At 62.8% G+C, this 21,495-nt stretch carries 19 protein-coding genes and 1 tRNA gene; 11 read left to right on the forward strand and 9 right to left on the reverse strand.

Features of this window, described 5'->3' with window-relative positions:
- The first annotated feature begins 11 nt into the window (after positions 1-11).
- Genes AC5PZ0_RS17810 through AC5PZ0_RS17820 form a run of 3 tightly spaced genes read left to right on the forward strand, consistent with a single transcriptional unit; the run spans position 12 to position 3,632 of the window.
- Positions 12-1,532: an efflux transporter outer membrane subunit gene (locus AC5PZ0_RS17810; protein ID WP_493855422.1), complete on the forward strand. Its 1,521-nt coding sequence runs from the start codon at positions 12-14 to the stop codon at positions 1,530-1,532.
- The gene (locus AC5PZ0_RS17815) at positions 1,529-2,626 is read left to right on the forward strand and encodes an HlyD family secretion protein (protein WP_493855423.1); all 1,098 of its coding nucleotides are present in this window, start codon (positions 1,529-1,531) and stop codon (positions 2,624-2,626) included. The genes AC5PZ0_RS17810 and AC5PZ0_RS17815 overlap by 4 nt, the downstream gene beginning before the upstream one ends.
- Entirely contained in the window at positions 2,616-3,632 is a 1,017-nt protein-coding gene (locus AC5PZ0_RS17820; protein WP_493855424.1) for a DUF2955 domain-containing protein, read from the forward strand. Before AC5PZ0_RS17815 ends, AC5PZ0_RS17820 begins: the two co-directional genes overlap by 11 nt.
- Here the strand turns inward: AC5PZ0_RS17820 and AC5PZ0_RS17825 are convergent.
- Positions 3,629-5,350, reverse strand: coding sequence for a SulP family inorganic anion transporter (locus AC5PZ0_RS17825; protein WP_493855425.1), 1,722 nt, complete (start codon positions 5,348-5,350; stop codon positions 3,629-3,631). The genes AC5PZ0_RS17820 and AC5PZ0_RS17825 overlap by 4 nt on opposite strands.
- A gap of 226 nt (positions 5,351-5,576) precedes the next feature.
- On the opposite strand from AC5PZ0_RS17825, the gene AC5PZ0_RS17830 reads away from it, so the two are divergent.
- The 3 genes from AC5PZ0_RS17830 to AC5PZ0_RS17840 all read left to right on the forward strand — a co-directional run bounded on the left by AC5PZ0_RS17830 (position 5,577) and on the right by AC5PZ0_RS17840 (position 9,554).
- On the forward strand, positions 5,577-6,080 hold the full coding sequence (locus tag AC5PZ0_RS17830) for a sigma-70 family RNA polymerase sigma factor (protein ID WP_493855426.1): 504 nt from the start codon (positions 5,577-5,579) through the stop codon (positions 6,078-6,080).
- Positions 6,081-6,101: 21 nt separating this feature from the next.
- On the forward strand, positions 6,102-7,025 hold the full coding sequence (locus AC5PZ0_RS17835; RefSeq protein ID WP_493855427.1) for a FecR domain-containing protein: 924 nt from the start codon (positions 6,102-6,104) through the stop codon (positions 7,023-7,025).
- A gap of 99 nt (positions 7,026-7,124) precedes the next feature.
- Positions 7,125-9,554, forward strand: coding sequence for a TonB-dependent siderophore receptor (locus AC5PZ0_RS17840; protein WP_265969870.1), 2,430 nt, complete (start codon positions 7,125-7,127; stop codon positions 9,552-9,554).
- A 146-nt stretch (positions 9,555-9,700) separates the two neighbouring features.
- Here the strand turns inward: AC5PZ0_RS17840 and ychF are convergent, their stop codons facing one another.
- From ychF to AC5PZ0_RS17880, 8 genes are all read right to left on the reverse strand, one after another.
- Positions 9,701-10,801, reverse strand: coding sequence for a redox-regulated ATPase YchF (ychF, locus tag AC5PZ0_RS17845; protein ID WP_027594480.1), 1,101 nt, complete (start codon positions 10,799-10,801; stop codon positions 9,701-9,703).
- 21 nt (positions 10,802-10,822) lie between these two features.
- The gene (gene pth, locus AC5PZ0_RS17850) at positions 10,823-11,407 is read right to left on the reverse strand and encodes an aminoacyl-tRNA hydrolase (protein ID WP_493855428.1); all 585 of its coding nucleotides are present in this window, start codon (positions 11,405-11,407) and stop codon (positions 10,823-10,825) included.
- A 79-nt stretch (positions 11,408-11,486) separates the two neighbouring features.
- A complete protein-coding gene (locus AC5PZ0_RS17855; RefSeq protein ID WP_027594479.1) occupies positions 11,487-12,080 on the reverse strand; it encodes a 50S ribosomal protein L25/general stress protein Ctc in 594 nt (197 codons plus the stop codon).
- 122 nt (positions 12,081-12,202) lie between these two features.
- The gene (locus AC5PZ0_RS17860; RefSeq protein WP_003247410.1) at positions 12,203-13,144 is read right to left on the reverse strand and encodes a ribose-phosphate pyrophosphokinase; all 942 of its coding nucleotides are present in this window, start codon (positions 13,142-13,144) and stop codon (positions 12,203-12,205) included.
- A gap of 48 nt (positions 13,145-13,192) precedes the next feature.
- A tRNA-Gln gene (locus tag AC5PZ0_RS17865) sits at positions 13,193-13,267 on the reverse strand.
- Between the two features lie 19 nt (positions 13,268-13,286).
- Positions 13,287-14,147, reverse strand: coding sequence for a 4-(cytidine 5'-diphospho)-2-C-methyl-D-erythritol kinase (gene ispE / locus AC5PZ0_RS17870; RefSeq protein ID WP_085274109.1), 861 nt, complete (start codon positions 14,145-14,147; stop codon positions 13,287-13,289).
- A 3-nt stretch (positions 14,148-14,150) separates the two neighbouring features.
- A complete protein-coding gene (gene lolB / locus AC5PZ0_RS17875; RefSeq protein ID WP_027594477.1) occupies positions 14,151-14,768 on the reverse strand; it encodes a lipoprotein insertase outer membrane protein LolB in 618 nt (205 codons plus the stop codon).
- 4 nt (positions 14,769-14,772) lie between these two features.
- Positions 14,773-16,494, reverse strand: coding sequence for a tetratricopeptide repeat protein (locus AC5PZ0_RS17880; protein WP_027594476.1), 1,722 nt, complete (start codon positions 16,492-16,494; stop codon positions 14,773-14,775).
- Positions 16,495-16,724: 230 nt separating this feature from the next.
- On the opposite strand from AC5PZ0_RS17880, the gene hemA reads away from it, so the two are divergent.
- Genes hemA through murI form a run of 5 tightly spaced genes read left to right on the forward strand, consistent with a single transcriptional unit; the run spans position 16,725 to position 21,450 of the window.
- On the forward strand, positions 16,725-18,002 hold the full coding sequence (hemA, locus tag AC5PZ0_RS17885; RefSeq protein ID WP_027594475.1) for a glutamyl-tRNA reductase: 1,278 nt from the start codon (positions 16,725-16,727) through the stop codon (positions 18,000-18,002).
- On the forward strand, positions 17,999-19,081 hold the full coding sequence (prfA, locus tag AC5PZ0_RS17890; protein ID WP_027594474.1) for a peptide chain release factor 1: 1,083 nt from the start codon (positions 17,999-18,001) through the stop codon (positions 19,079-19,081). The genes hemA and prfA overlap by 4 nt, the downstream gene beginning before the upstream one ends.
- A complete protein-coding gene (gene prmC / locus AC5PZ0_RS17895; RefSeq protein ID WP_493855429.1) occupies positions 19,081-19,911 on the forward strand; it encodes a peptide chain release factor N(5)-glutamine methyltransferase in 831 nt (276 codons plus the stop codon). Before prfA ends, prmC begins: the two co-directional genes overlap by 1 nt.
- The gene (locus AC5PZ0_RS17900) at positions 19,905-20,660 is read left to right on the forward strand and encodes a molybdopterin-synthase adenylyltransferase MoeB (RefSeq protein WP_027594472.1); all 756 of its coding nucleotides are present in this window, start codon (positions 19,905-19,907) and stop codon (positions 20,658-20,660) included. Before prmC ends, AC5PZ0_RS17900 begins: the two co-directional genes overlap by 7 nt.
- A complete protein-coding gene (gene murI, locus AC5PZ0_RS17905; RefSeq protein WP_493855430.1) occupies positions 20,653-21,450 on the forward strand; it encodes a glutamate racemase in 798 nt (265 codons plus the stop codon). The genes AC5PZ0_RS17900 and murI overlap by 8 nt, the downstream gene beginning before the upstream one ends.
- Positions 21,451-21,495: the final 45 nt, after the last annotated feature.

Consider the following 21,495-nt stretch of genomic DNA (forward strand, 5'->3'; position numbering starts at 1 on the left):
CGGGGCCTGGCATGCCTGCACCTTCCTGGCGTCGCGCCTTGGGCCTGGTTGCCTTGCTGTCAGGCTGCACCCAGGTCGGGCCAGACTTTCACCCCCCGCAAACGGCCTGGCTGGACCCGTGGGGCACACCCTTGCTGGAGCAGGCCGGGCGGCGCGATGCAACGGTGGACTTTCGCCAGTGGTGGCGGGTGTTCGCCGACCCGACACTGGATGCGCTGATTGCAGAAGCCGACGCCCACAACAGCAACCTGCGCGTGGCCGGCCTGCGCATCGCCGAGGCACGTGCACAGCTGGCCATCGTGCAGACTGGGCGTTACCCGCAGTTGCAGCAGGTGCGTGCGCAAAGCCTCTACCTCAAGCAGGACCAGTCCGGCACCGACACTGCCCGCGATTCGGTGTTCTGGCAGTCCAGCGCAGGGTTCGACATCGCCTGGGAAATTGACTTCTGGGGGCGCTTCAGCCGTGCCATCGAGTCTGCCGATGCCCTGTATTTCGCCTCGCAGGCCAACTACGCCGATGCCATGTTGCTATTGCGTGCCCAGGTAGCCGACACCTACTTTGCATTGCGTACCGCCGAGGCGCGCCTTGCCATTGCCGAAGAAAACGCCAAGCGCCAGGCACGCAGCCTGGAGATCACCGAGCGGCTGTTCCGCCATGGCGAGCATGACGAACTCGATTGGCAGCAGGCCCGCACGCAGTACTTGGCTACCCAGGCGACCATCCCCGAGTTCGAGAACCAGCTCAACGCCCTGCGCAACGTGCTCTGCTCGCTGCTCGGGCGCCCCCCCGGCCCACTGCCGGAGCTGCAGTCGCAATACGGCCAGTTGCCACTGCCGGACCGCGCACTGCTGCAGGACGTGCCTGCTCGCCTGTTGCAGCGGCGCCCAGACATCCGCGCTGCCGAACAGGCCGTGGCGGCACAATCGGCACTGGTCGGGGTGGCCGAAGCTGACCTTTATCCACAGCTGAGCCTGTTGGGCAGCCTCGGCTGGACGTTCGTCTCGGCCAGCCACCTGCCCAACACGCTTGACCTCGCCGCCGGCCCAAGCCTGATCTGGAACCCGTTCGACTACGGCCGGCGCAAGAACGCCGTGCGTATCGAGGACGCGCGCTTGCAGCAATTGATCGAGTTGTATCAGCAAAGTGTGCGTGAAGCCGCCCGTGAGGCTGACGATGCCGCCAGTGGCCTGGTGCGCTCGCTGCAAAGTGCTGGCATTCGCGATCAAGCCTCGCAAGCCGCGCAGCGCTCGTTGAGCCTGGCTATGTCGCAGTACCGCGAAGGGTTCGCCGACTTCCAGCGGGTGCTCGATGCCCAACAGTTGCTGCTGCAACAACAGGACGGCTACCTGGTCAGCCGCGGCAATGCCGTCAGCAGCCTGGTGACCTTGTACAAGGCCCTGGGGGGTGGTTGGGACCCAGGCCGTGCGCCGATCGACCCGGCCACGCGTCGTCAGATGCAGCAACGCACCGATTGGGGAGACTTGCTGGATGAGCCAGCCCCCAGCGCACAGCCACCAGGTGAGCAAAAATGACCGACACCCCGCAAACACCGCCTGCGCAAGCGCCCGACCGTGGCCTGCGCTGGGTATTGCTGCTGATTGCCGTGAGCCTGCTCTGGTACCTGCTGGCCGACCGTTTTACACCGTACACCCAGCAGGCTCGCCTACAAGCCTACGTGGTGCCGGTGAGCGCCGAGGTGGCCGGCCAGGTGAAGCGCGTGGCCGTGGGTAATAACCAGGAAGTGCGCAAGGGCGAGGTGTTGTTCGAACTGGACCAGGAGCAATACCGCATTGCCCTGGCCCGTGCCGAAGCCGACTTCGACACGGTGGGCCGGCAGATCGGTGCCCACACTGCCGGCATCGACTCGGCCCAGGCGGCGTTGATGGCGGCCCAGGCCAACGAGCGCAAGGCCCGGCAAGACGCCGAGCGGCTGAAGCGGCTGATCGAGGAAGACCCCGGCACGGTTTCGCAGCGCCGCCTGGAAGGCGCGCAGGCCACGCGCGACCAGGCCATCAGCCAAGTCGCGGCAGCCCGTGCCGAAGTGGTGCGGGCACGTGAGCAGCAGGGTGGGGCGCAGGCGGACAATGCGCAGGTGCGCAGCGCGGCGGCGAATGTGCAAAAGGCCCGCCTGGACCTGGAGCGAACGGTGGTGCGCGCCGATACCAACGGGTTGATCACCGACCTGCGCACTGACGTGGGCCACTACGTGGGCGCCGGCAGCCCGATGATGACCCTGATTGCGATCCATGACGTGTGGATCAGCGCCGACCTGACCGAGAACAATCTCGGTCGCCTGCGCCCCGGCACACCGGTGCTGGTGGTGCTCGATGCGCTGCCTGGGACGGTGCTGAAGGGGCGCATACGCAGCATCGGTTATGGCGTCAGCGTGGGCCAGAGCAACCCACCGGGCACGCTGCCGAGCGTGCAGAACAGCCGTGAATGGCTGCGCTCGGCTCAACGCTTTCCGGTCATAGTCGAGCTCGACCGGGACCAACTGGAAGACAAGTCCGGCTTGCGGGTGGGGGGCCAAGCCGAGGTGATGGCGCTGCCCAGCGAGGGCAACCCGTTGAACGTGCTTGGCCGGGTGTTCATGTGGCTGATGAGCTGGCTCTCGTATGCCTATTGAGCTGCGGCGCCAGCGTGCGCTTCGCCTGGCCTGGGGCGTGGCGCTGTGCCTGGCGGTCAGCTTCGGTTTTGGTTTGCCGGTGCCGATTTTGGCACCCGTGTTCGCGGTGCTGCTGTTGGCCATGCGTAGCCAGCCACTGCCGTTGCGCGCGGCACCGGCGTTGGCCGTGCTGGTGCTGCTGAGTTGTGGCAGTGGCCTGTTGCTGATTCCTCTGCTGCGCCATGCCCCGGTGAGCGGGGTGTTGCTGGTGGGCGTTGGCGTGTTTCTGGTGCTGCGTTATGCCCTGAAAGGCGGCAACGGCCTGTTGGCCAACTTGCTGGTGATCGGCCTGACCATGATCGCCGCAGCCGGCACCAGCGATTTCACCTTGGCGCTGTCGGTGGTCGAGGCCTTGTCCAAAGGCATGCTCCTGGCAACCTTGGGCACGGCGCTGGCGCATGTGATGTTCCCCGAACCGGCTGACGCACCTGTGCAACCGACACCGCCGCCGCTCGCCGCTGAACGGGCCAGCTGGGTCGCACTGCGCGCCACGCTGATCGTCATGCCTGCCTTTTTGCTGGCGCTGATCGCACCGGACGCGTTCATGCCGCTGATCATGAAGTCAGTAAGCCTCGGTCAGCAAGCCAGCGAGACCCATGCCCGCAATGCCAGCCGAGAACTGATTGGCTCGACCTTGCTGGCCGGGCTGCTGGCGATCCTGCTGTGGGGGGCATTGAGTTTGTTTGTGCACCTGTGGATGTTTTTCCTGTGGGTGCTGCTGTTCACGCTTTGGCAGGGCCGGCGGCTGTACCGCGCGGTGGCGACGCGGCATAGCCCGGCCTATTGGGTCAGTTGCCTGACTACGATGTTGATACTGCTGGGGCAGTCGGTGCAGGACAGCGCGGCGGGGCAGGATGTCTACCGCGCGTTCGCGGTGCGCATGGCGCTGTTCTTGGCGGTGTCGGTGTATGCCAGTGCGCTGCTGATCTGGATCGACCGGCGCAGGGCAGGGCAGTGGGTGCATTAGGGCTGCCAGTCGACCCCGGTGTCTTCCAGGTAGGCATCCACCGCAGCGCCGACGGTGGGGTGAAAGGCCTTTTCCCCCATGTGCTGGAACAACTCAAAGCGCTTCATCTTGTCTTTCACCGGGTCTTTCATCTCCGCGAACTGCAACTCCACGCCGCGCGCCTCCAGCGCCCGGTCCAGTTCAGCGAGCATGTCTGCAGAGGTCACGTCGATGCTGGTCACAGGCTCTGCGGCGATCACCAACCGTTGCACGGCGGTAGGGGACTGTTCCACAGCCGCCAGCACGGTGCTCTGGAACTGCTCGGCATTGGCAAAAAACAGCGGCGCATCCCACCGCAGCAGCACCAGGCCCGGGATGCGCCGGGCTTGCGGGTAGCGCTGCACATCATGGTAGCCGCGGGTGCCGTCCACCCGGCCGAGCACTGCAAAATGCGGCCGCCAGCCATCCCAGAGAAATTCGATGACCGAAATCGCCACGGCAATGCAGATACCCGGAATGGCACCAAACACTGCCACCCCGACAAAACAGGTAAACGACAGCCAGAACTCCCATTGCTGCATGTGGAAGATGCGTTTGAGGTCGGCGAATTCGAACAGCCCCAGTGCGGCGGCGATCACCACGGCGGCGAGGGCACTGTTGGGCAGGTAATGCATCAGGTTGGGCGCCACCAGCAGCAGAACGGTCACGGCCAGCGCGCCGATGATGCCGGTGAGCTGGGTCTTGGCCCCAGCAGCTTCAGCGACAGGGGTGCGTGACGAACTGCTGCTGATCGGGATGCCCTGGAACAGCCCGCTGGCCAGGTTGGCCACCCCCAGGCCAAACATTTCCTGGTTCGGGTTGACCGGCATCTTCAGGCGGGCCGCGTAGGAGCGCGACAGCACGCTGGTGTCGGCGAATGACACCAGCGCCACCGCGATGCCGCCGAGCAGCACTTCCACCAGGTCGATATCGCTCAACCAGGGGAAGACCAGGTCCGGCAGGCCCTGGGGTAACTGGCCGAGGACTTTGACGCCGCTCTGGTCCAGGTCGAGCAGGCTCACCGCCAGTGTCGCCAGCACCACAGCGATCAGAATGCCGGGCAAGCGCTTGAAGGGTTTGAGCAGCAGGATCAGCGCCAGGCTGCCAGCGCCGATGACGAAGCAGGGCCAGTGGCCCTGGCCTGCAAGCAGGGCCTGGATCAGGCCCCAGATGTCACGCAGCGGGCCTTGGCTGTCGATGGATAAGCCGAACATTTTGGGCAGTTGGCTGATCAGCACGGTCAAGGCGATGCCGTTCATGTAGCCATAGCGGATCGGCTTGGACAGCAATTCGGTGATGAAGCCCAGGCGCAGCAGGCCGGCGACCATGCAGAACACCCCAGCGACCAAGGCCATCATGCTGGCGATGGTGATGGCGCGCTGCGGGTCGTTGGCGGCGTACTGCACCACTACCGCCAGGATGGGCGCGGCCAGTGCCGAATCTGGGCCCAATACCAGGATGCGGCTGGGGCCGAACAGCGCATAGGCCAGCAGCGGAATGATGGTGGCGTAGAGGCCGTAGATGCCGGGTACGCCAGAGGCTTCGGCGTAGGCGATGCCCACGGGCACCAGCATGCTGGTGAGTACCAGCCCGGCAGCGATGTCCCTGGGCAGCCAGGCACGCTGATAGTGAAGCAGGGTGACCACGCCGGGCAGCCAGTGTTGCCAGTCGAAGCGTGGGGGAGGGGGTGTTTCGGGCATGGTGCAGGCTCCAAGGGGCGGGGCATGAACCGCTTGAGGTCCCGTTAGAGACAGCTTAGAGGGTGGATGGCGGCGTTGCTCAAAAAGACAAAGCCCGGGTTTGAGCGGTAGCAAACCTGCGACGTGCCCGGCTTCTTGCACGGTTTTATTCAGGGCGACGTCTCGCCGAGCATTGCGGTAATGAGATAGATTACCATTCAAATCTTGTCAGCTTTGGCCGAGCGCTATGCCCGATATCTCTTCCAGTCAGTCAGTGCAGCAGCTCTATCTCGATAACCATGGCTGGCTGCAGCAATGGCTGCGGCGCAAGACCGGCTGCCGGGAGCAGGCTGCTGACCTCGCTCAGGACACGTTCATGCGCTTGCTCAGCCAGCGCAAAGTCGAGGAACTGAAGCAGCCCAGGGCCTATTTGAGCCGCATCGCGCGCAGCCTCATGATCGACCAGTTCCGTCGGCGTTTGCTCGAGCAAGCCTATCTCGAAAGCCTGGCAGCACTGCCTGAGCCCGTCGAGATTTCTGTTCAGGAACGCAGCGTCATTCTGGAGACCTTGCTGCAGATCGATCAGATGCTCGATGGCCTCGAGCCAAGAACCCGCGAGATCTTTCTGCTGGCCCAGCTGGATGGTTTGAGCCACGCCGCCATCGGTCGCCAGCTGAACCTGTCTACCAATACTGTCAGCAAGCATTTCGTGCGAGCCATGGCGCATTGCCTGTTGCTGATCGGGGACTGAGGCGTGACCACCGAGCTTGATATGAAAACCCTGGAAGCCGCAGCGCAATGGTATGTAGACCTTGCCAGGGGCACTGAGGCGATGCGCGAGGCGCATCGGCAATGGCTGCATGACGACCCCCGCCATGCTCAGGCCTGGGGGCGGGTAGAGCGGCTACAGGCGGCGTTTGGTCAGCTAGATGCTCGAGTTGCGCGCCCCGCGCTGCAAAGCTCGCGTGCCAAGCGTCGCGAGGTGCTCAAGGTGTTGGCGTTGCTGATAGGAAGCAGCGCTTTGCTCAGCATTGGTGCGCGAACGGACCCATGGCGCAAGATGATGGCCGATTACGCCACGGGTACGGGCGAGCGTTTACCCGTGACACTTTCGGATGGCAGTCGAATTGTGCTCAACACCGGCACTGCGCTGAATATTTCGTTCGACGAAAACCTGCGACGCGTTGTGCTGCGTGAAGGTGAGGTGTTCATTCAGACCGCGCCGGACCCTTTGGCTCGGCCCTTTATTGTGCGCACGGCGTTTGGCGACTTGCGCGCATTGGGTACGCGATTCCTGGTACGCATCAACCCCGCCAGCGCTCGCGTCTCTGTGCTTGAGCATGCCGTCGAATGGCGCTCACCGATGCCCGGCAGTACGCCGGTGCGGATCAATGCGGGTCAGCAGTTGGACTTTTCATCCACTGTTGCGGGCGTGCCTTTGCCTTTGGCTAAAGGTGCCGATGCCTGGCGAGACAACCTGTTGGTGGTCAGTGATTGGCGCCTGGGGGATATGATTGCCGAGTTGTCCCGGTATCGGGCAGGCCACCTTGGTTGCGACGCTGGGGTCGCCGAGTTGCGTATTTCCGGGAGTTTCCAGTTGGGTGACATCGATGTCGTGCTGGACAACCTGAGCGCGATGCTGCCCATCCGGCTAAGTCGGTTCACTCGTTTCTGGGCCCAGGTGGAAGCTGTGTAAAGGTTTTTCTGCATCAGGTGTTGGTGGTTTTCATTCTCGTTCGACATAACAAGTAAGGCGCCTAGACGCCGGATACTTGCCATCGACGAAGGACCCCACATGTCACGTAGTAACGCGTTGTACCCACCTTCCAAAGCCCGACTGCTGAGCGTCACATTGCGTGGCGCCCTATGCACCGCTGCAGTGCTCGCTGTTCTGCCGACGGCCCAGGCCTGGGCGCAAGAAGCTTACGCCGAGTACGATTTCGCCATTGCCAGTGGCCCGTTGGAAGACGCGGTGGCCGAGTATTCGCGGATTGCGGGGGTAACGGTGTCGTTCGACCCTGCGGTGGCCCGAGACCGGCGCTCGCCAGGGGTAAGTGGGCACTTGAGGGCCAGTGCGGCGCTTGAGCGATTACTGATGGGCAGTGGGATGCACGCGGTACAGCGGGCGCAGAGCAGCTACACCCTTCAAGTGGTTGAGGTTGATGGAAGCGCTATCGAAATCGGGGCGACAACCATATCGGGCACAGGCCTGGGGGGAACCACCGAAAGCACTGGTTCCTACACCACCGGTACCATGCAGACTGCAACCAAGCTGCCTCTGACATTGCGCGAAACGCCTCAGTCGGTCACGGTGATCACGCGCCAGCGCATGGATGACCAGGCCATGAACACCCTGGATGATGTGGTGCGCAATACCCCGGGCATGAGCTCGCAGAAGCTCGGCCCAGACCGGCAGCGTTACTACTCCCGAGGGTTCCAGGTCGACAACATCATGTATGACGGGATCCCGACCAACGTGGGGGCCAACGCCGCCGACATCATCGCGTCGGGCGACCTGGCGATGTACGACCACGTTGAAATTGTCCGTGGTGCGACCGGCCTGATGCAGGGCGCCGGTAACCCGGCAGCCTCGATCAACCTGGTACGCAAGAAGCCCACCGCAGAGGCTCAGGCAAGCATCACTGCCAGCGCCGGCAGTTGGGACCGATATCGCTCGGAGATGGACCTCAGCGGCCCTCTCAACGACCAGGGCACGGTTCGTGGACGCTTGGTGGGTGCCTACCAGAACAACCACAGCTTCCAGGACAACATCCAGACTGAACGCGGCGTGTACTATGGCGTGTTGGAGGCAGACCTGACCGACGACACCCTGTTGACCGTCGGCGCATCCTATCAGGACGACAACAACCACGTACCGTGGGGCGGCATTCCCGTGGCGGCGGACGGCAGCGACCTGCACCTTCCTCGCTCTACCTATCTGGGCAACGACTGGGACTACTGGGACAAAGACACCACCATCGCCTTCGCCAAGCTCGAACACAGCCTCGCCAACGACTGGAAGCTCACCCTGTCGGGTAACAAGACCTGGTCAAAGCTGGATCACCTCGCCAGCAAGGTCTACAACACCAAAGATGTCTATCGCCAGATTTTCGGTGGCTACAAATACGATGACGACCAGACCGGCGTCGACGCGTTCGCCAGTGGCCCGTTCCAGCTGCTCGGTCGCGAACACCAACTGGTGGTCGGTGCCAGCGCCCGGGAAGAAACGATCAAACTGGTCGAAAACACTGACAACTCCATCTACAACGACATCGACCTCAACAACTGGGATCCGAGCCTGCGCCCCAAACCGTCGTCGCTGATCTCCACCTTCTGGCAGCAAATCGATATCCACCAGAAGAGCGCCTACGTCACGGGTCGCTTCAGCCTGGCAGACTCACTACACCTGATCCTCGGCAGCCGTCTGGACTGGTACGACTATGACGCCGAATCCCAATATGGGATGGTGAATTACAAAGTCACCCGCCACGTTACCAAGTACGCAGGCCTGATCTACGATCTGGACGATAATCACTCGGTCTACGTGAGTTACACCGATATCTTCAAACCGCAGAATAACTTGAATGCCAGCGGGGGCCTGCTGGCCCCGATCGTGGGCAAGAACTATGAAGTCGGTATCAAGGGCGAATATTTCAACGGAGCACTCAACGGCTCCATCGCGTTGTTCCGCATGGATCAGGAAAACCGTGCTCGCGTTGCAGAAGGCTGCCCGACTGCCGTAACTTGCTATGAAGCGGCAGGTAAAGTGCGCGCGCAAGGTATCGATATGGAATTGCAAGGCGCAATCACGCCTCGCTGGCAGGTTGGCGCTGGCTATACCTACACTGAGGTCAAGTACCTCAGTGATTCCAACCGCGCCAACGTCGGCCGCAGTTTCGATACAGACCTTCCCCGCCATCTGGTCAAACTCACCACCCGCTATCAATTGCCAGGCGAACTTGAGCGCTGGCGCATTGGCGGTACCGCTTATGGTCAGAACTCTGTGTACAACAAGGAGAGTGGCTACAAGGTCGAACAGGACGCCTACGCCCTGCTGGACCTGATGGTCGGCTTCAAGCCAACCGAGCATATCGACGCACGCCTGAACCTGAATAACGTATTCAACAAAAAGTACTACGTGAGCATCACCGACAGTACCGCCCGCGCCGAAAACATCTACGGCGACCCACGCAACTTGATGCTTACGGTCAAATACAGCTTTTAACAGATGAAGCAGCGCCCTGGCCCAGGCTGTGCCTTAGTCGGGGTCACAGATGAACATGATGGCCCTTAAACACAAAACCCCCGTGTCGCTTAGCGATCACGGGGGTTTTGAAGTCTTTCAAGGACCGTGGAATCCCACGGCTCCCATCAGACGTTGAAGCGGAAGTGCATCACGTCACCGTCTTTGACGATGTAGTCTTTACCTTCCAGGCGCCATTTACCGGCTTCCTTGGCGCCGCTTTCACCCTTGAACTGGATGAAGTCGTCATACGCTACCACTTCGGCGCGGATGAAGCCTTTTTCGAAGTCGGTGTGGATAACACCGGCGGCCTGTGGCGCGGTGGCGCCGACGCGGACTGTCCAGGCGCGGACTTCCTGCACACCGGCAGTGAAGTAGGTCTGCAGGTTCAGCAGCTCGTAACCGGCACGGATCACGCGGTTCAGGCCAGGCTCTTCCAGGCCCAGGGCCTCGAGGAACATGTCTTTCTCTTCACCGTCGTCCAGCTCGGCGATTTCGGCCTCGATCTTATTGCAGACCGGCACCACGACCGCGCCTTCTTCTTCGGCGATGGCACGGACTACGTCCAGGTGCGGGTTGTTGTCGAAGCCGTCTTCAGCGACGTTGGCGATGTACATCACCGGCTTGCTGGTCAGCAGGTGGAAGCCACGGATGACGGCCTTTTCGTCGTCAGCCATGTGCTTCATCAGGCTGCGCGCTGGCTTGCCTTCGGTGAAGTGCGGGATCAGCTTTTCCAGGATGGCCTTTTGCGCCAGGGCTTCCTTGTCGCCGCCCTTGGCGTTGCGGGCAACCTTCTGCAGTTGCTTCTCGCAGCTGTCGAGGTCGGCGAAGATCAGCTCGAGGTCGATGATCTCGATGTCACGCTTGGGGTCGACGCTGTTGGAAACGTGAATCACGTTCTCGTCTTCGAAGCAGCGCACCACGTGGGCGATGGCATCGGTCTCGCGGATGTTGGCGAGGAACTTGTTGCCCAGGCCTTCACCCTTCGAAGCGCCCGCCACCAGGCCTGCGATATCGACGAATTCCATGGTGGTCGGCAGGATGCGGTTAGGCTTGACGATTTCCGCCAGTGCAGCGAGGCGCGCGTCGGGCATCGGCACGATGCCGCTGTTCGGCTCGATGGTGCAGAAAGGGAAGTTCTCCGCCGCGATGCCAGACTTGGTCAGGGCGTTGAACAGGGTGGACTTGCCGACGTTGGGCAGGCCGACGATGCCGCAATTGAAACCCATGGGTATTCCCTCTCTAGGAAATCAGGCCTTCTGGCTGTGCAGTTCGCGCATCGCCTTGGCGAAATCGCCAGCGATGACATCTGGCAGCACGCCGAGGGCAAAATCGATGCTGGCATCGAGCTTCTCCTGCTCGGCGCGCGGCGCGCGGCCCAGGACGAAGTTGGAGACCAGTTTGGCGTCGCCCGGGTGGCCAATGCCAAGCCGCAGGCGGTGGAAGTCGTTCTGGTTGCCGAGCTGCGCGATGATGTCGCGCAGGCCGTTGTGCCCACCATGGCCGCCGCCGCGTTTGAGCTTGGCGACGCCTGGAGGCAGGTCGAGTTCGTCATGCGCCACCAGGATCGCTTCCGGCTTGATGCGGAAGAAATTGGCCAAGGCCGCCACGGACTGGCCGCTACGGTTCATGTAGGTGGTGGGAATGAGCAGACGAACGTCGTTGCCCTGATGGCTGAATTTAGCCGTCAGGCCGAAATACTTGCGGTCAGCGGTCAAGGAGACGCGCTGGGCGCTGGCAATGCGTTCAACGAAAAGAGCCCCTGCGTTATGCCGGGTCTGTTCGTATTCGGGGCCGGGGTTACCCAGGCCAACGATCAACTGGATGGCGGTCACGTCAGGGGCTCTTCCTTGGAGTTGGTGGGTTACAGGGCGCGGGGCACTGTAACCCGATCAACACCGGCGTGCGAGTGGATTACTCGGCAGCGCCTTCAGCTTCTGGAGCAACGCGTGGCGCGTGAACGTTGGCAACAGCTTTGTCATCACCGTGGGCCAGAGCGACGAACTCTACGCCTTTCGGAGCTTTCAGGTCCGACAGGTGGATGATGCTGCCGACTTCGGCGTTGGCCAGGTCAACTTCGATGAACTCAGGCAGGTCTTTGGCTTCGCAAGAAACTTCGATCTCGGAAACAACGTGCGAGATCTCGCCGCCTTTCTTGATCGGGGCTTCTTCGCCGATGAAGTGAACCGGAACCTTGGCGGTCAGCTTCTGGCCAGCAACGACGCGAACGAAGTCAGCGTGCATGATGAATTGCTTGGCTGGGTGGCGCTGCATGGCCTTGACGATGACGTTTTGCTTGACGCCGTCAACGTTCAGCTCGATCACGTGGCTGTAGGCAGCTTCGTTTTCGAACAGTTTGGCGATTTCCTTCGACACGATGGTCAGGGACTCGGCGTCTTTACCGCCACCGTAGACAACGGCAGGGATGCTCAGCGAGTGACGCAGGCGGCGGCTCGCACCTTTCCCCAGGTCAGTACGCTTTTGGGCGTTCAGGATGAAATCAGTCATTTTGCTTCTCCAAAATAGCCATCTCCCGTAGGCGTTTGCGACCAGCGCCAAACGGGGTGGGCAAAAAAGCCCCGCCCCAACACATGCTGGGGCGGGGCGCTTCACATCAACACGTGTTCCGCTTAGCGGAACATCGCACTGATCGATTCTTCATTGCTGATGCGGCGTACCGCTTCAGCGACAACCGGTGCGATATCCAACTGGCGGATACGGTCACAGGCTTGAGCAGCGGCGGACAGCGGAACGGTGTTGGTCACCACCAGCTCGTCCAGTACCGACTTCTCGATGTTCTCGATCGCGCGGCCCGACAGGACAGGGTGCGTGCAGTAGGCGTAAACCTTGGCAGCGCCGTGTTCTTTCAGGGCTTTGGCCGCGTGGCACAGGGTGCCGGCGGTGTCGACCATGTCGTCTACCAGGATGCAAGTGCGCCCTTCGACGTCGCCGATGATGTGCATAACCTCGGAGTGGTTAGCCTTTTCGCGGCGTTTATCGATGATACCCAGATCAACACCCAGGGACTTGGCGACGGCACGTGCGCGCACGACACCACCGATGTCCGGGGAGACGATCATCAGGTTCTCGAAACGCTGGTCTTCGATATCGTCGACCAATACGGGCGAGCCGTAAATGTTGTCGACAGGAATATCGAAGAAACCCTGGATCTGGTCAGCGTGCAGGTCGACGGTGAGAACACGGTCGATACCTACGACAGTGAGCATGTCAGCGACGACTTTGGCGCTGATAGCAACACGTGCCGAACGCGGACGGCGGTCCTGGCGGGCGTATCCGAAGTAAGGAATCACGGCGGTGATTCGGGATGCTGAGGAGCGGCGGAAGGCGTCGGCCATCACTACCAGTTCCATCAGGTTATCGTTGGTCGGGGCACAGGTCGGCTGAATAATGAAGACGTCTTTACCGCGGACATTTTCATTGATCTCAGTGCTGATCTCGCCGTCGGAGAATTTACCGACAGAGACGTCACCGAGAGGGATATGCAGCTGACGTACGACACGCCGAGCCAGATCGGGGTTAGCGTTCCCCGTAAAGACCATCATCTTGGACACGCGCAGTACCTGAAGGCTGAGGGTATACCTGGATGAGTATAAGGAAAATGGCAGGGGCGGCTGGATTCGAACCAACGCATGGCAGGATCAAAACCTGCTGCCTTACCGCTTGGCGACGCCCCTGTATCTGTTGCTGCGAGCGCTATGCACTCGACTTCTTGACCAGACTTTGTAGCTTGCGATGCAACATCGAAATATTGCTTCCTTTCGCCACAAACCCTGTTTGGGTCGCTGAAAGAAGGGCCAGAACTTTATCAGCTTCGGCTTTGCTTGGGAAGGCCCCAAACACACAACTTCCAGTTCCGGTTAGCCGAGCTTCGGTGAATTTACCCAGAGAATTCAATGCGTTTCGAACTTCTGGATAACGCTGCTCAACCACCCGTTGGCAGTCATTTCGACTGTTTCCCTCGGGAACGGGGCGCATCTTAAGGGGGAGGGAATCACGTGTCAACTGCGGATGTGAAAAAATTTCTACAGTACTGACAGACACTTGCGGCACCAGCACGACATACCAGGGTTCGTCGGGGTCGACCGGGGTCAGTTGTTCGCCGACGCCCTGGGCGAATGCCGCGTGGCCGCGAACGAATACCGGCACGTCGGCGCCCAGGCTTAGGCCCAGGGCCGCCAGGCGGTCTTCATCCCAGCCCAGTTGCCATAAGTGCGCCAGCGCCAGCAGGGTGGTCGCGGCATCCGAGCTGCCGCCACCGATGCCACCGCCCATGGGCAAGACTTTGGTCAGCCAGATGTCGGCGCCAAGCGTTGTGCCGGATTGCGCTTGCAGTTTGCGTGCGGCGCGTACGATCAGGTTGCTGTCGTGGGGCACTGCCTCGATGTCGGTGTGCAGGCGGATTACGCCGTCTTCACGCAGGGCGAAGGTCAATTCGTCGGCGTGGTCGAGGAACTGGAAGACGGTTTCCAGCTCGTGGTAACCGTCCGGGCGGCGGCCGATGATGTGCAGCCACAGGTTGAGCTTGGCCGGGGCCGGCAGGGTGAGCGTGTTCATCGATCAGTGCCCCAGCTGGCGCGGCTGCCAATCCTTGACCACCAGGGTCACGTCGAGGTCCTTGCCGTGCAGTTTCAGGCGCTCGGGCAGCCAGTAGCCATTCTGCTCGGTGTAGCTCAGGTACTGGACCTGCCAGCCATCCTGGTCGAGGCTGGCCAGGCGGCTGTCGCCGTCCAGGGTCAGCTTGCTCTTGCTGTCGGGCGCAGGCAGGCCACGTACCCACCAGACCAGGTGCGAAACCGGCAGTTGCCAGCCCAGTTGTTCTTCCAGCAGGGCCTCGGGGCTGGTCGCTTCGTAGCGGCCCTGGTTGGCCACTTCCAGCACCACGCCACCGGGGCGGCCGGTCAGGCGGGCGGCGCCACGGCCCAATGGGCCTGCCAGGCGGATGTCGTAGTAGTCCTGGCGTTGCAGCCAGAACAACGTGCCGCTGCCGGAATCGCGCGGGGCGCGGATGCCGACCTTGCCGTTGATCTGCCAGCCATCCAGGGTGCTTAGTTGCGCCTTGTGCTGGCGCCACTGCTGCGGGTCGCCTTGGCCCTGCAGGGCTTCGCGGCTACCGAAGCCGGCACAGCCCGCGAGCAGGGCGATCAGGGTGAAGGTGATGAAATGGCGCAGGAACATGGCGTTAAAGGGTCTCTGATCCGGTCAGGCGCAGTACGGTCTTGCGCAGGATAGGGCTGTCGGGCTGGGCTTCGAAGGCCTTGGCCCAAACCTGGCGGGCTTCACGGCGCTTGCCGTTGGCCCACAGGACTTCGCCCAGGTGAGCGGCCACTTCATGGTCGGGGAAGCGCGCCAGGGCCTGGCGCAGGTAGCCTTCGGCTTCGTCGAGTTTGCCCTGGCGGTAGGCGACCCAGCCCAGGCTGTCGAGCACAGCCGGGTCGTCCGGAGTCAGCTGGTGGGCTTTGTCGATCAGCGCCTTGGCTTCGGCGTAGCGGGTGGTGCGGTCGGCCAGGGTGTAACCCAGGGCGTTCAGCGCCATGGCGTTTTCGGGTTCGCGGGCGATGATGGCGCGCAGGTCTTTTTCCATCTGCGGCAGGTCGTCGCGCTTTTCGGCCAGCATGGCGCGGGTGTACAGCAGGTTGAGGTCGTCCGGGTAGCGTTGGATGGCCTGCTGCAGCACCTGGTTGGCCTGGGCATCCTTGTTGTTGTTGCTGTAGCTTTCCGACTCGATCAGGTACAGCTGCACAGCGACGTCCGGCTGCGCCTCGCGGGCTTCGGCGAGCAGGCGCGAGGCCTCGCTGCCGCGGCCGTTGGCAATCAGGATATCGGCCTGGCGCAGTTGCGCCGGCAGGTAGTCGGGGCCGGGGCCGACCAGGGCGTATTCGCGCAAGGCGGCTTCAGGGTCGTGGCGCTCTTCGCGGATGCGGCCCAGGTTCAGGTGGGCGGCATCGACGTTGCTGTCACGCTCGACCAGCTCCTGCAGGTAGCCTTCGGCTTCATCCCAGTCTTTGTTTTCCAGGCAGACCAGGGCCAGCGAGTAACGCAGCTCATCGTCTTCGGGGTACTGCTGGACCAGGCTGATGAACTCGCTTTTGGCATCGGCCATGCGGTCCTGCTCGACCAGGGTGCGGGCGTAGGTCAGGCGCAGGCGTTTGTCATCCGGGTTGTCGCGGATCGCACCGCGCAGCAGGGGCAGGGCCTCTTTGCCGCGGTCGAGGGCTTGCAGCAGGCGGGCGCGCAGCAGGACCGGTGCGATCTCGCCGTCTTGCGGCGGGTGCGCCTCAAGCAGCTCAAGCGCTTCTTCGGTCTTGCCGTCCTGGTTCAGCAGCAGCGCCTTGCCGAACACCAGTTGGCCGTTGTCCGGGTATTTGACCAGCAGGCGTTCGAAGCTCTGCAGCAAGCCGTCGCGGGTGCTCTGGTCGGTCTCGGCGGCGGACAGGGCAAGGAAGTCGAAATGGGTATCGCCCTGGCCCTGCAGGACTTTTTCCATGTAGACCATGGCATCGTCGTAGCGCCCGGCACGGGCCAACTGGATGGCGGCGGCGCGTTGGGCGTCGAGGTTGTCTGGGTCGTTGCGGGCCCAGACTAGGGCGTTGTCCAAGGCCGGCTCGTCGGCGCCGAGGTATTCGGCGATACGGTAGGCACGCTCGGAGACGCCAGGGTCCTGGGTCTTTTCGGCCTGGTCGGTGTAGTTGGCCAGGGCGATGTCGAAGCGGTTGCGCTGGCCGGCCAGCTCCGCGACCAGCAGGCTATAAAGGGTGTCTTGCTTGAACGAACCGTACACCACGGGTTTTTCGGCCTCGCCTGTGCCGGCCTCGGCAACGGGAGGCTCGGCTTTTTGCGGGGCCAGGCTCTGGCAACCCTGGAGCAGGGCGAAGGCAAGCAGCAGTGCGTAGGGTCTGTTCATAAAAAGGCTTAAAAGGACTCACCGGCGGTCGGAGCATGATGACACAAGCGCGGTGGCAAACCCACCTGCGAAGCATTTGGTTAACTGCGACCATGGCAGGGGCAAGCAGGTTCCGGGTGAGCGCTGACAGGGGATATTCCGGCGCTATCACGACAATAGCGAACGGTGGTTGTTCTGGAACCTGCGAAAGAGGACAATTATCGGCTTCTCGTCATAACCAGCGACCTTGCATGGCCTTTCTTGCACTTGGTATCAACCATAAGACTGCCTCGGTAGACGTACGCGAGCGCGTGGCGTTTACCCCAGAGCAGCTGGTGGACGCCCTGCAGCAGCTCTGCCGACTGACCGCCAGCCGTGAAGCGGCGATCCTGTCGACTTGCAACCGTAGCGAGCTTTATATAGAGCAGGACCACTTGTCTGCCGACGCGGTGCTGCATTGGCTGGCCGATTATCACCGCCTGAGCCTGGATGAACTGCGCGCCAGCGCCTACATCCATGAAGAGCACGACGCTGTGCGGCACATGATGCGCGTGGCCTCGGGCCTCGACTCGCTGGTGCTTGGCGAGCCGCAGATCCTCGGCCAGATGAAGTCCGCCTACGCCGTGGCGCGTGAGGCCGGCACTGTCGGCCCGCTGCTCGGGCGCCTGTTCCAGGCCACCTTCAGTGCCGCCAAGCAGGTGCGCACCGACACCGCGATCGGCGAGAACCCGGTCTCGGTGGCGTTCGCCGCGGTGAGCCTGGCGCGGCAGATCTTCAGTGACCTGGGCCGCAGCCAGGCGCTGCTGATTGGCGCCGGCGAGACCATCACCCTGGTCGCCCGCCACCTCCACGAACAAGGCGTGCGGCGTATCGTCGTGGCCAACCGGACCCTGGAGCGCGCCAGTACCCTGGCCGAGCAGTTTGGCGCCCATGCCGTGCTGCTGGCCGACATCCCGCAAGAGCTGGCCAACAGCGACATCGTCATCAGCTCCACCGCCAGCCAGTTGCCGATCCTCGGCAAGGGCGCGGTCGAGAGCGCGCTGAAGCAACGCCGGCACAAGCCGATATTCATGGTCGACATCGCCGTCCCGCGTGACATCGAGCCCGAAGTCGGCGAACTCGACGACGTTTACCTCTACACCGTCGATGACCTGCACGATGTGGTCGCAGAAAACCTCAAGAGCCGCCAGGGCGCTGCCCAGGCCGCCGAAGAGCTGGTGTCGGTGGGCGCCGAAGACTTCATGGTGCGCCTGCGCGAGCTGGCTGCGGTGGACGTGCTCAAGGCTTACCGCCAGCAAAGCGAGCGGCTGCGGGATGAAGAACTGCAAAAAGCCCAGCGTTTGCTGGCCAACGGCGGCAACCCCGAAGACGTGCTGGCCCAACTGGCCCGGGGCCTGACCAACAAACTCCTGCACGCCCCCAGTGTGCAGCTGAAAAAGCTCTCGGCCGAGGGCCGCCTCGATGCGCTGGCCATGGCCCAGGAACTCTTTGCCCTCAACGAGGGCTCGACGGACAAATCCTCGCAATGAAAGCGTCGCTGCTGAACAAACTGGATATCATCCAGGACCGCTTCGAAGAACTGACCGCACTGCTCGGTGACGCTGAAGTCATCTCCGACCAGACGCGTTTCCGCGCCTATTCCCGCGAATACGCAGAAGTCGAGCCGGTCTACGCTGCCTATCAAGCGTGGCGCAAAGTCCAGGACGACCTCGAAGGCGCCCAGGCGCTGCTCAAGGACAGCGACCCGGACATGCGTGAAATGGCCGTGGAAGAAGTGCGCGAAGCCAAGGAGCAATTGCTGACGCTGGAAGCCCAGCTGCAACGCATGCTGCTGCCCAAGGACCCTAACGATGGGCGCAACGTGTTCCTCGAAATCCGCGCCGGCACCGGTGGCGACGAGGCGGCGATCTTCTCGGGCGACTTGTTCCGCATGTATTCGCGCTATGCCGAGAAGCGTGGCTGGCGCTTGGAGATTCTTTCCGAGAACGAAGGCGAACACGGCGGCTACAAGGAAATCATTGCCCGTGTCGAAGGCGAAAGCGTGTACGGCAAGCTCAAGTTCGAATCGGGCGCACACCGCGTGCAGCGCGTGCCGGAAACTGAGTCCCAAGGCCGTATCCACACCTCGGCGTGCACCGTGGCGGTGCTGCCCGAGCCCGACGAGCAGGCCGCGATCGAAATCAACCCGGCCGACTTGCGCGTGGACACCTACCGCGCCTCCGGCGCCGGCGGCCAGCACATCAACAAGACCGACTCGGCGGTGCGCATCACCCACTTGCCCACCGGTATGGTGGTCGAGTGCCAGGAAGAACGTTCGCAGCACAAAAACCGCGCCCGCGCCATGTCCTGGCTGTCGGCCAAGCTCAACGACATGCAGACCAGCGCCGCGCAGAACGCTATTGCCAGTGAGCGCAAGCTGCTGGTGGGCTCCGGTGACCGCTCCGAGCGTATCCGCACCTACAATTATCCACAGGGCCGGGTCACCGATCACCGCATCAACCTGACCTTGTATTCGCTGGACGACATCCTCGCCGGTGGCGTAGACGCCGTGATCGAACCGCTGTTGGCCGAATACCAGGCCGATCAACTGGCCGCCCTGGGGGACTGATGACCATCATCGCCAGCTTGCTGCGCAATGCGCAGTTGCCCGAATCGCCCACCGAGCGGCTGGATGCCGAACTGTTGCTGGCTGCGGCCATCGGCAAGTCGCGCAGCTACCTGCATACTTGGCCCGAGCGCATCGTCAGCAGCGAAGCGGCCGACACCTACGCCGGTTACCTGCAGCGCCGCCGTAGTGGCGAGCCGGTCGCCTATATCCTTGGGCAGCAAGGGTTCTGGAACATCGACCTGGAAGTGGCACCACATACGCTGATCCCGCGTCCGGACACCGAGCTGCTGGTCGAGACTGCCCTGGAGCTTCAGCCAGCAACCCCGACCAAGGTACTCGACCTGGGCACCGGGACGGGGGCCATTGCCCTGGCGTTGGCCGGCGATCGCCCGGCCTGGCAGGTGACAGCGGTAGACCGGGTGGAGGCGGCGGTCGCGTTGGCCGAGCGTAATCGCCAACGCCTGGGGCTGGCTAACGTCCAGGTGCGTGTCAGCCACTGGTTCGATGGCCTGGGCGATGCGCGCTTTGACCTGATTGTCAGCAACCCGCCGTATATCGCCAGTGAAGACCCGCACCTGGTCGCCGGCGACGTGCGCTTCGAGCCCAGCAGCGCGCTGGTGGCGGGCACCGATGGCCTGGACGACCTGCGCGTGATTGCCGCCCAGGCGCCACGTCACCTGCTGCCAGGTGGCTGGTTGTTGTTGGAGCACGGCTACGATCAGGCCGCAGCGGTGCGTGCCTTGCTGGCTGAACACGGCTTTAGCGAGGTGGCCAGCCGCACGGACCTGGGCCGCCATGAACGCATTACCCTGGGGCGCCTGCCATGCTGAGTGATCAGGAACTGTTGCGCTACAGCCGGCAGGTCTTGCTGGCGCAGATCGATATCGACGGCCAACTGCGGCTCAAGCAGAGCAAGGCCCTGATCGTCGGCCTCGGTGGCTTGGGCTCGCCTGTCGCGCTGTACCTGGCAGCGGCGGGCGTGGGTGAGCTGCACCTGGCGGACTTCGACACCGTTGACCTGACCAACCTGCAACGCCAGGTGATCCACGACAGCGCCAGCGTCGGCATGAGCAAGGTGGACTCGGCGCTGCAGCGCCTGGAGGCGATCAACCCAGAAATCAGCCTGGTCGCTCATCGCCAGGCGCTGGACGAGGACTCGCTGGCCGCTGCGGTGGCGGCGGTCGACCTGGTGCTGGACTGCTCCGACAACTTTTCTACCCGCGAGGCGGTCAACGCTGCGTGCGTTGCTGCCGGTAAACCGCTGGTCAGTGGCGCGGCGATCCGCCTCGAAGGCCAGTTGTCGGTGTTCGACCCGCGGCGTGACTACAGCCCTTGCTACCACTGCCTGTATGGCCATGGCAGCGAGGCTGAACTGACCTGCAGCGAAGCCGGTGTAATCGGCCCGCTGGTGGGGCTGGTAGGTAGCCTGCAGGCCCTGGAAGCGATGAAACTCTTGGCTGGGTTCGGCGAGCCGCTGGTGGGCCGCCTGTTGCTGATCGATGCCCTCGGCACGCGCATTCGTGAGCTGCGGGTCAAGCGCGACCCGGCTTGCGCGGTCTGTGGCAAGCGCGATGGCTGAGCGTTCGGCGCCGATTGGCGTAATGGATTCGGGGGTCGGCGGTTTGTCGGTACTGGCCGAGATCCAGCGCCTGCTGCCTAACGAATCACTGCTGTATGTGGCCGATTGCGGGCACGTGCCTTACGGTGAAAAGTCGGCGGATTACATCCGCCAGCGCTGCCGGCGTATTGCCGAGTTCTTTCAGCAGCAAGGCGCCAAGGCCTTTGTCCTGGCCTGTAATACCGCGACAGTGGCGGCCGTTGCCGACCTGCGCGAGCTGTACCCGCAATGGCCGCTGGTAGGCATGGAGCCAGCGGTAAAGCCGGCTGCTGCAGCCACCCGCTCCGGCGTGGTCGGCGTGCTGGCCACGACCGGCACCTTGCAGAGCGCCAAGTTCGCGGCGTTGCTCGACCGCTTCGCCAGCGATGTGCGCGTGGTCACCCAGCCTTGCCCCGGCCTGGTCGAGCGGATCGAAACCGGCGACCTGAGCAGCCCGGCCTTGCGCCAGTTGTTGCTCGGCTACGTGCAGCCGCTGCTGGCGGCTGGCTGCGACACGCTGATCCTGGGTTGCACGCATTACCCCTTCCTGCGCACGCTGCTGGCCGACATGGTGCCGGCGGACGTAGCCATCATCGATACCGGCGCCGCCGTGGCACGTCAACTGCAGCGTCTGCTGGGCGCCAGCGACCTGCTGGCTGAGGGCCCGGCAGTGGATACCCGCTTCTGGACCAGTGCCGACCCACAATCCCTGAGAAAAATCCTACCGTTGCTGTGGCAGAAGTCCGACAGTGTGCAAGGCTTTACGTTGTGAAAAAAACGTGAAAATCAGCTGAACTATCGTACCACTGCCGATTTC

Source organism: Pseudomonas sp. 5.2, assembly GCF_059025405.1.

Coding starts and splice junctions, on each gene's coding strand:
- AC5PZ0_RS17810 (WP_493855422.1), top strand. CDS start 12: ATGCCTGCACCTTCCTGGCGTCGCGCCTTGGGCCTGGTTGCCTTGCTG.
- AC5PZ0_RS17815 (WP_493855423.1), top strand. CDS start 1,529: ATGACCGACACCCCGCAAACACCGCCTGCGCAAGCGCCCGACCGTGGC.
- AC5PZ0_RS17820 (WP_493855424.1), top strand. CDS start 2,616: ATGCCTATTGAGCTGCGGCGCCAGCGTGCGCTTCGCCTGGCCTGGGGC.
- AC5PZ0_RS17825 (WP_493855425.1), bottom strand. CDS start 5,350: ATGCCCGAAACACCCCCTCCCCCACGCTTCGACTGGCAACACTGGCTG.
- AC5PZ0_RS17830 (WP_493855426.1), top strand. CDS start 5,577: ATGCCCGATATCTCTTCCAGTCAGTCAGTGCAGCAGCTCTATCTCGAT.
- AC5PZ0_RS17835 (WP_493855427.1), top strand. CDS start 6,102: ATGAAAACCCTGGAAGCCGCAGCGCAATGGTATGTAGACCTTGCCAGG.
- AC5PZ0_RS17840 (WP_265969870.1), top strand. CDS start 7,125: ATGTCACGTAGTAACGCGTTGTACCCACCTTCCAAAGCCCGACTGCTG.
- ychF (WP_027594480.1), bottom strand. CDS start 10,801: ATGGGTTTCAATTGCGGCATCGTCGGCCTGCCCAACGTCGGCAAGTCC.
- AC5PZ0_RS17855 (WP_027594479.1), bottom strand. CDS start 12,080: ATGACTGATTTCATCCTGAACGCCCAAAAGCGTACTGACCTGGGGAAA.
- ispE (WP_085274109.1), bottom strand. CDS start 14,147: ATGAACACGCTCACCCTGCCGGCCCCGGCCAAGCTCAACCTGTGGCTG.
- lolB (WP_027594477.1), bottom strand. CDS start 14,768: ATGTTCCTGCGCCATTTCATCACCTTCACCCTGATCGCCCTGCTCGCG.
- AC5PZ0_RS17880 (WP_027594476.1), bottom strand. CDS start 16,494: ATGAACAGACCCTACGCACTGCTGCTTGCCTTCGCCCTGCTCCAGGGT.
- hemA (WP_027594475.1), top strand. CDS start 16,725: ATGGCCTTTCTTGCACTTGGTATCAACCATAAGACTGCCTCGGTAGAC.
- prfA (WP_027594474.1), top strand. CDS start 17,999: ATGAAAGCGTCGCTGCTGAACAAACTGGATATCATCCAGGACCGCTTC.
- prmC (WP_493855429.1), top strand. CDS start 19,081: ATGACCATCATCGCCAGCTTGCTGCGCAATGCGCAGTTGCCCGAATCG.
- AC5PZ0_RS17900 (WP_027594472.1), top strand. CDS start 19,905: ATGCTGAGTGATCAGGAACTGTTGCGCTACAGCCGGCAGGTCTTGCTG.
- murI (WP_493855430.1), top strand. CDS start 20,653: ATGGCTGAGCGTTCGGCGCCGATTGGCGTAATGGATTCGGGGGTCGGC.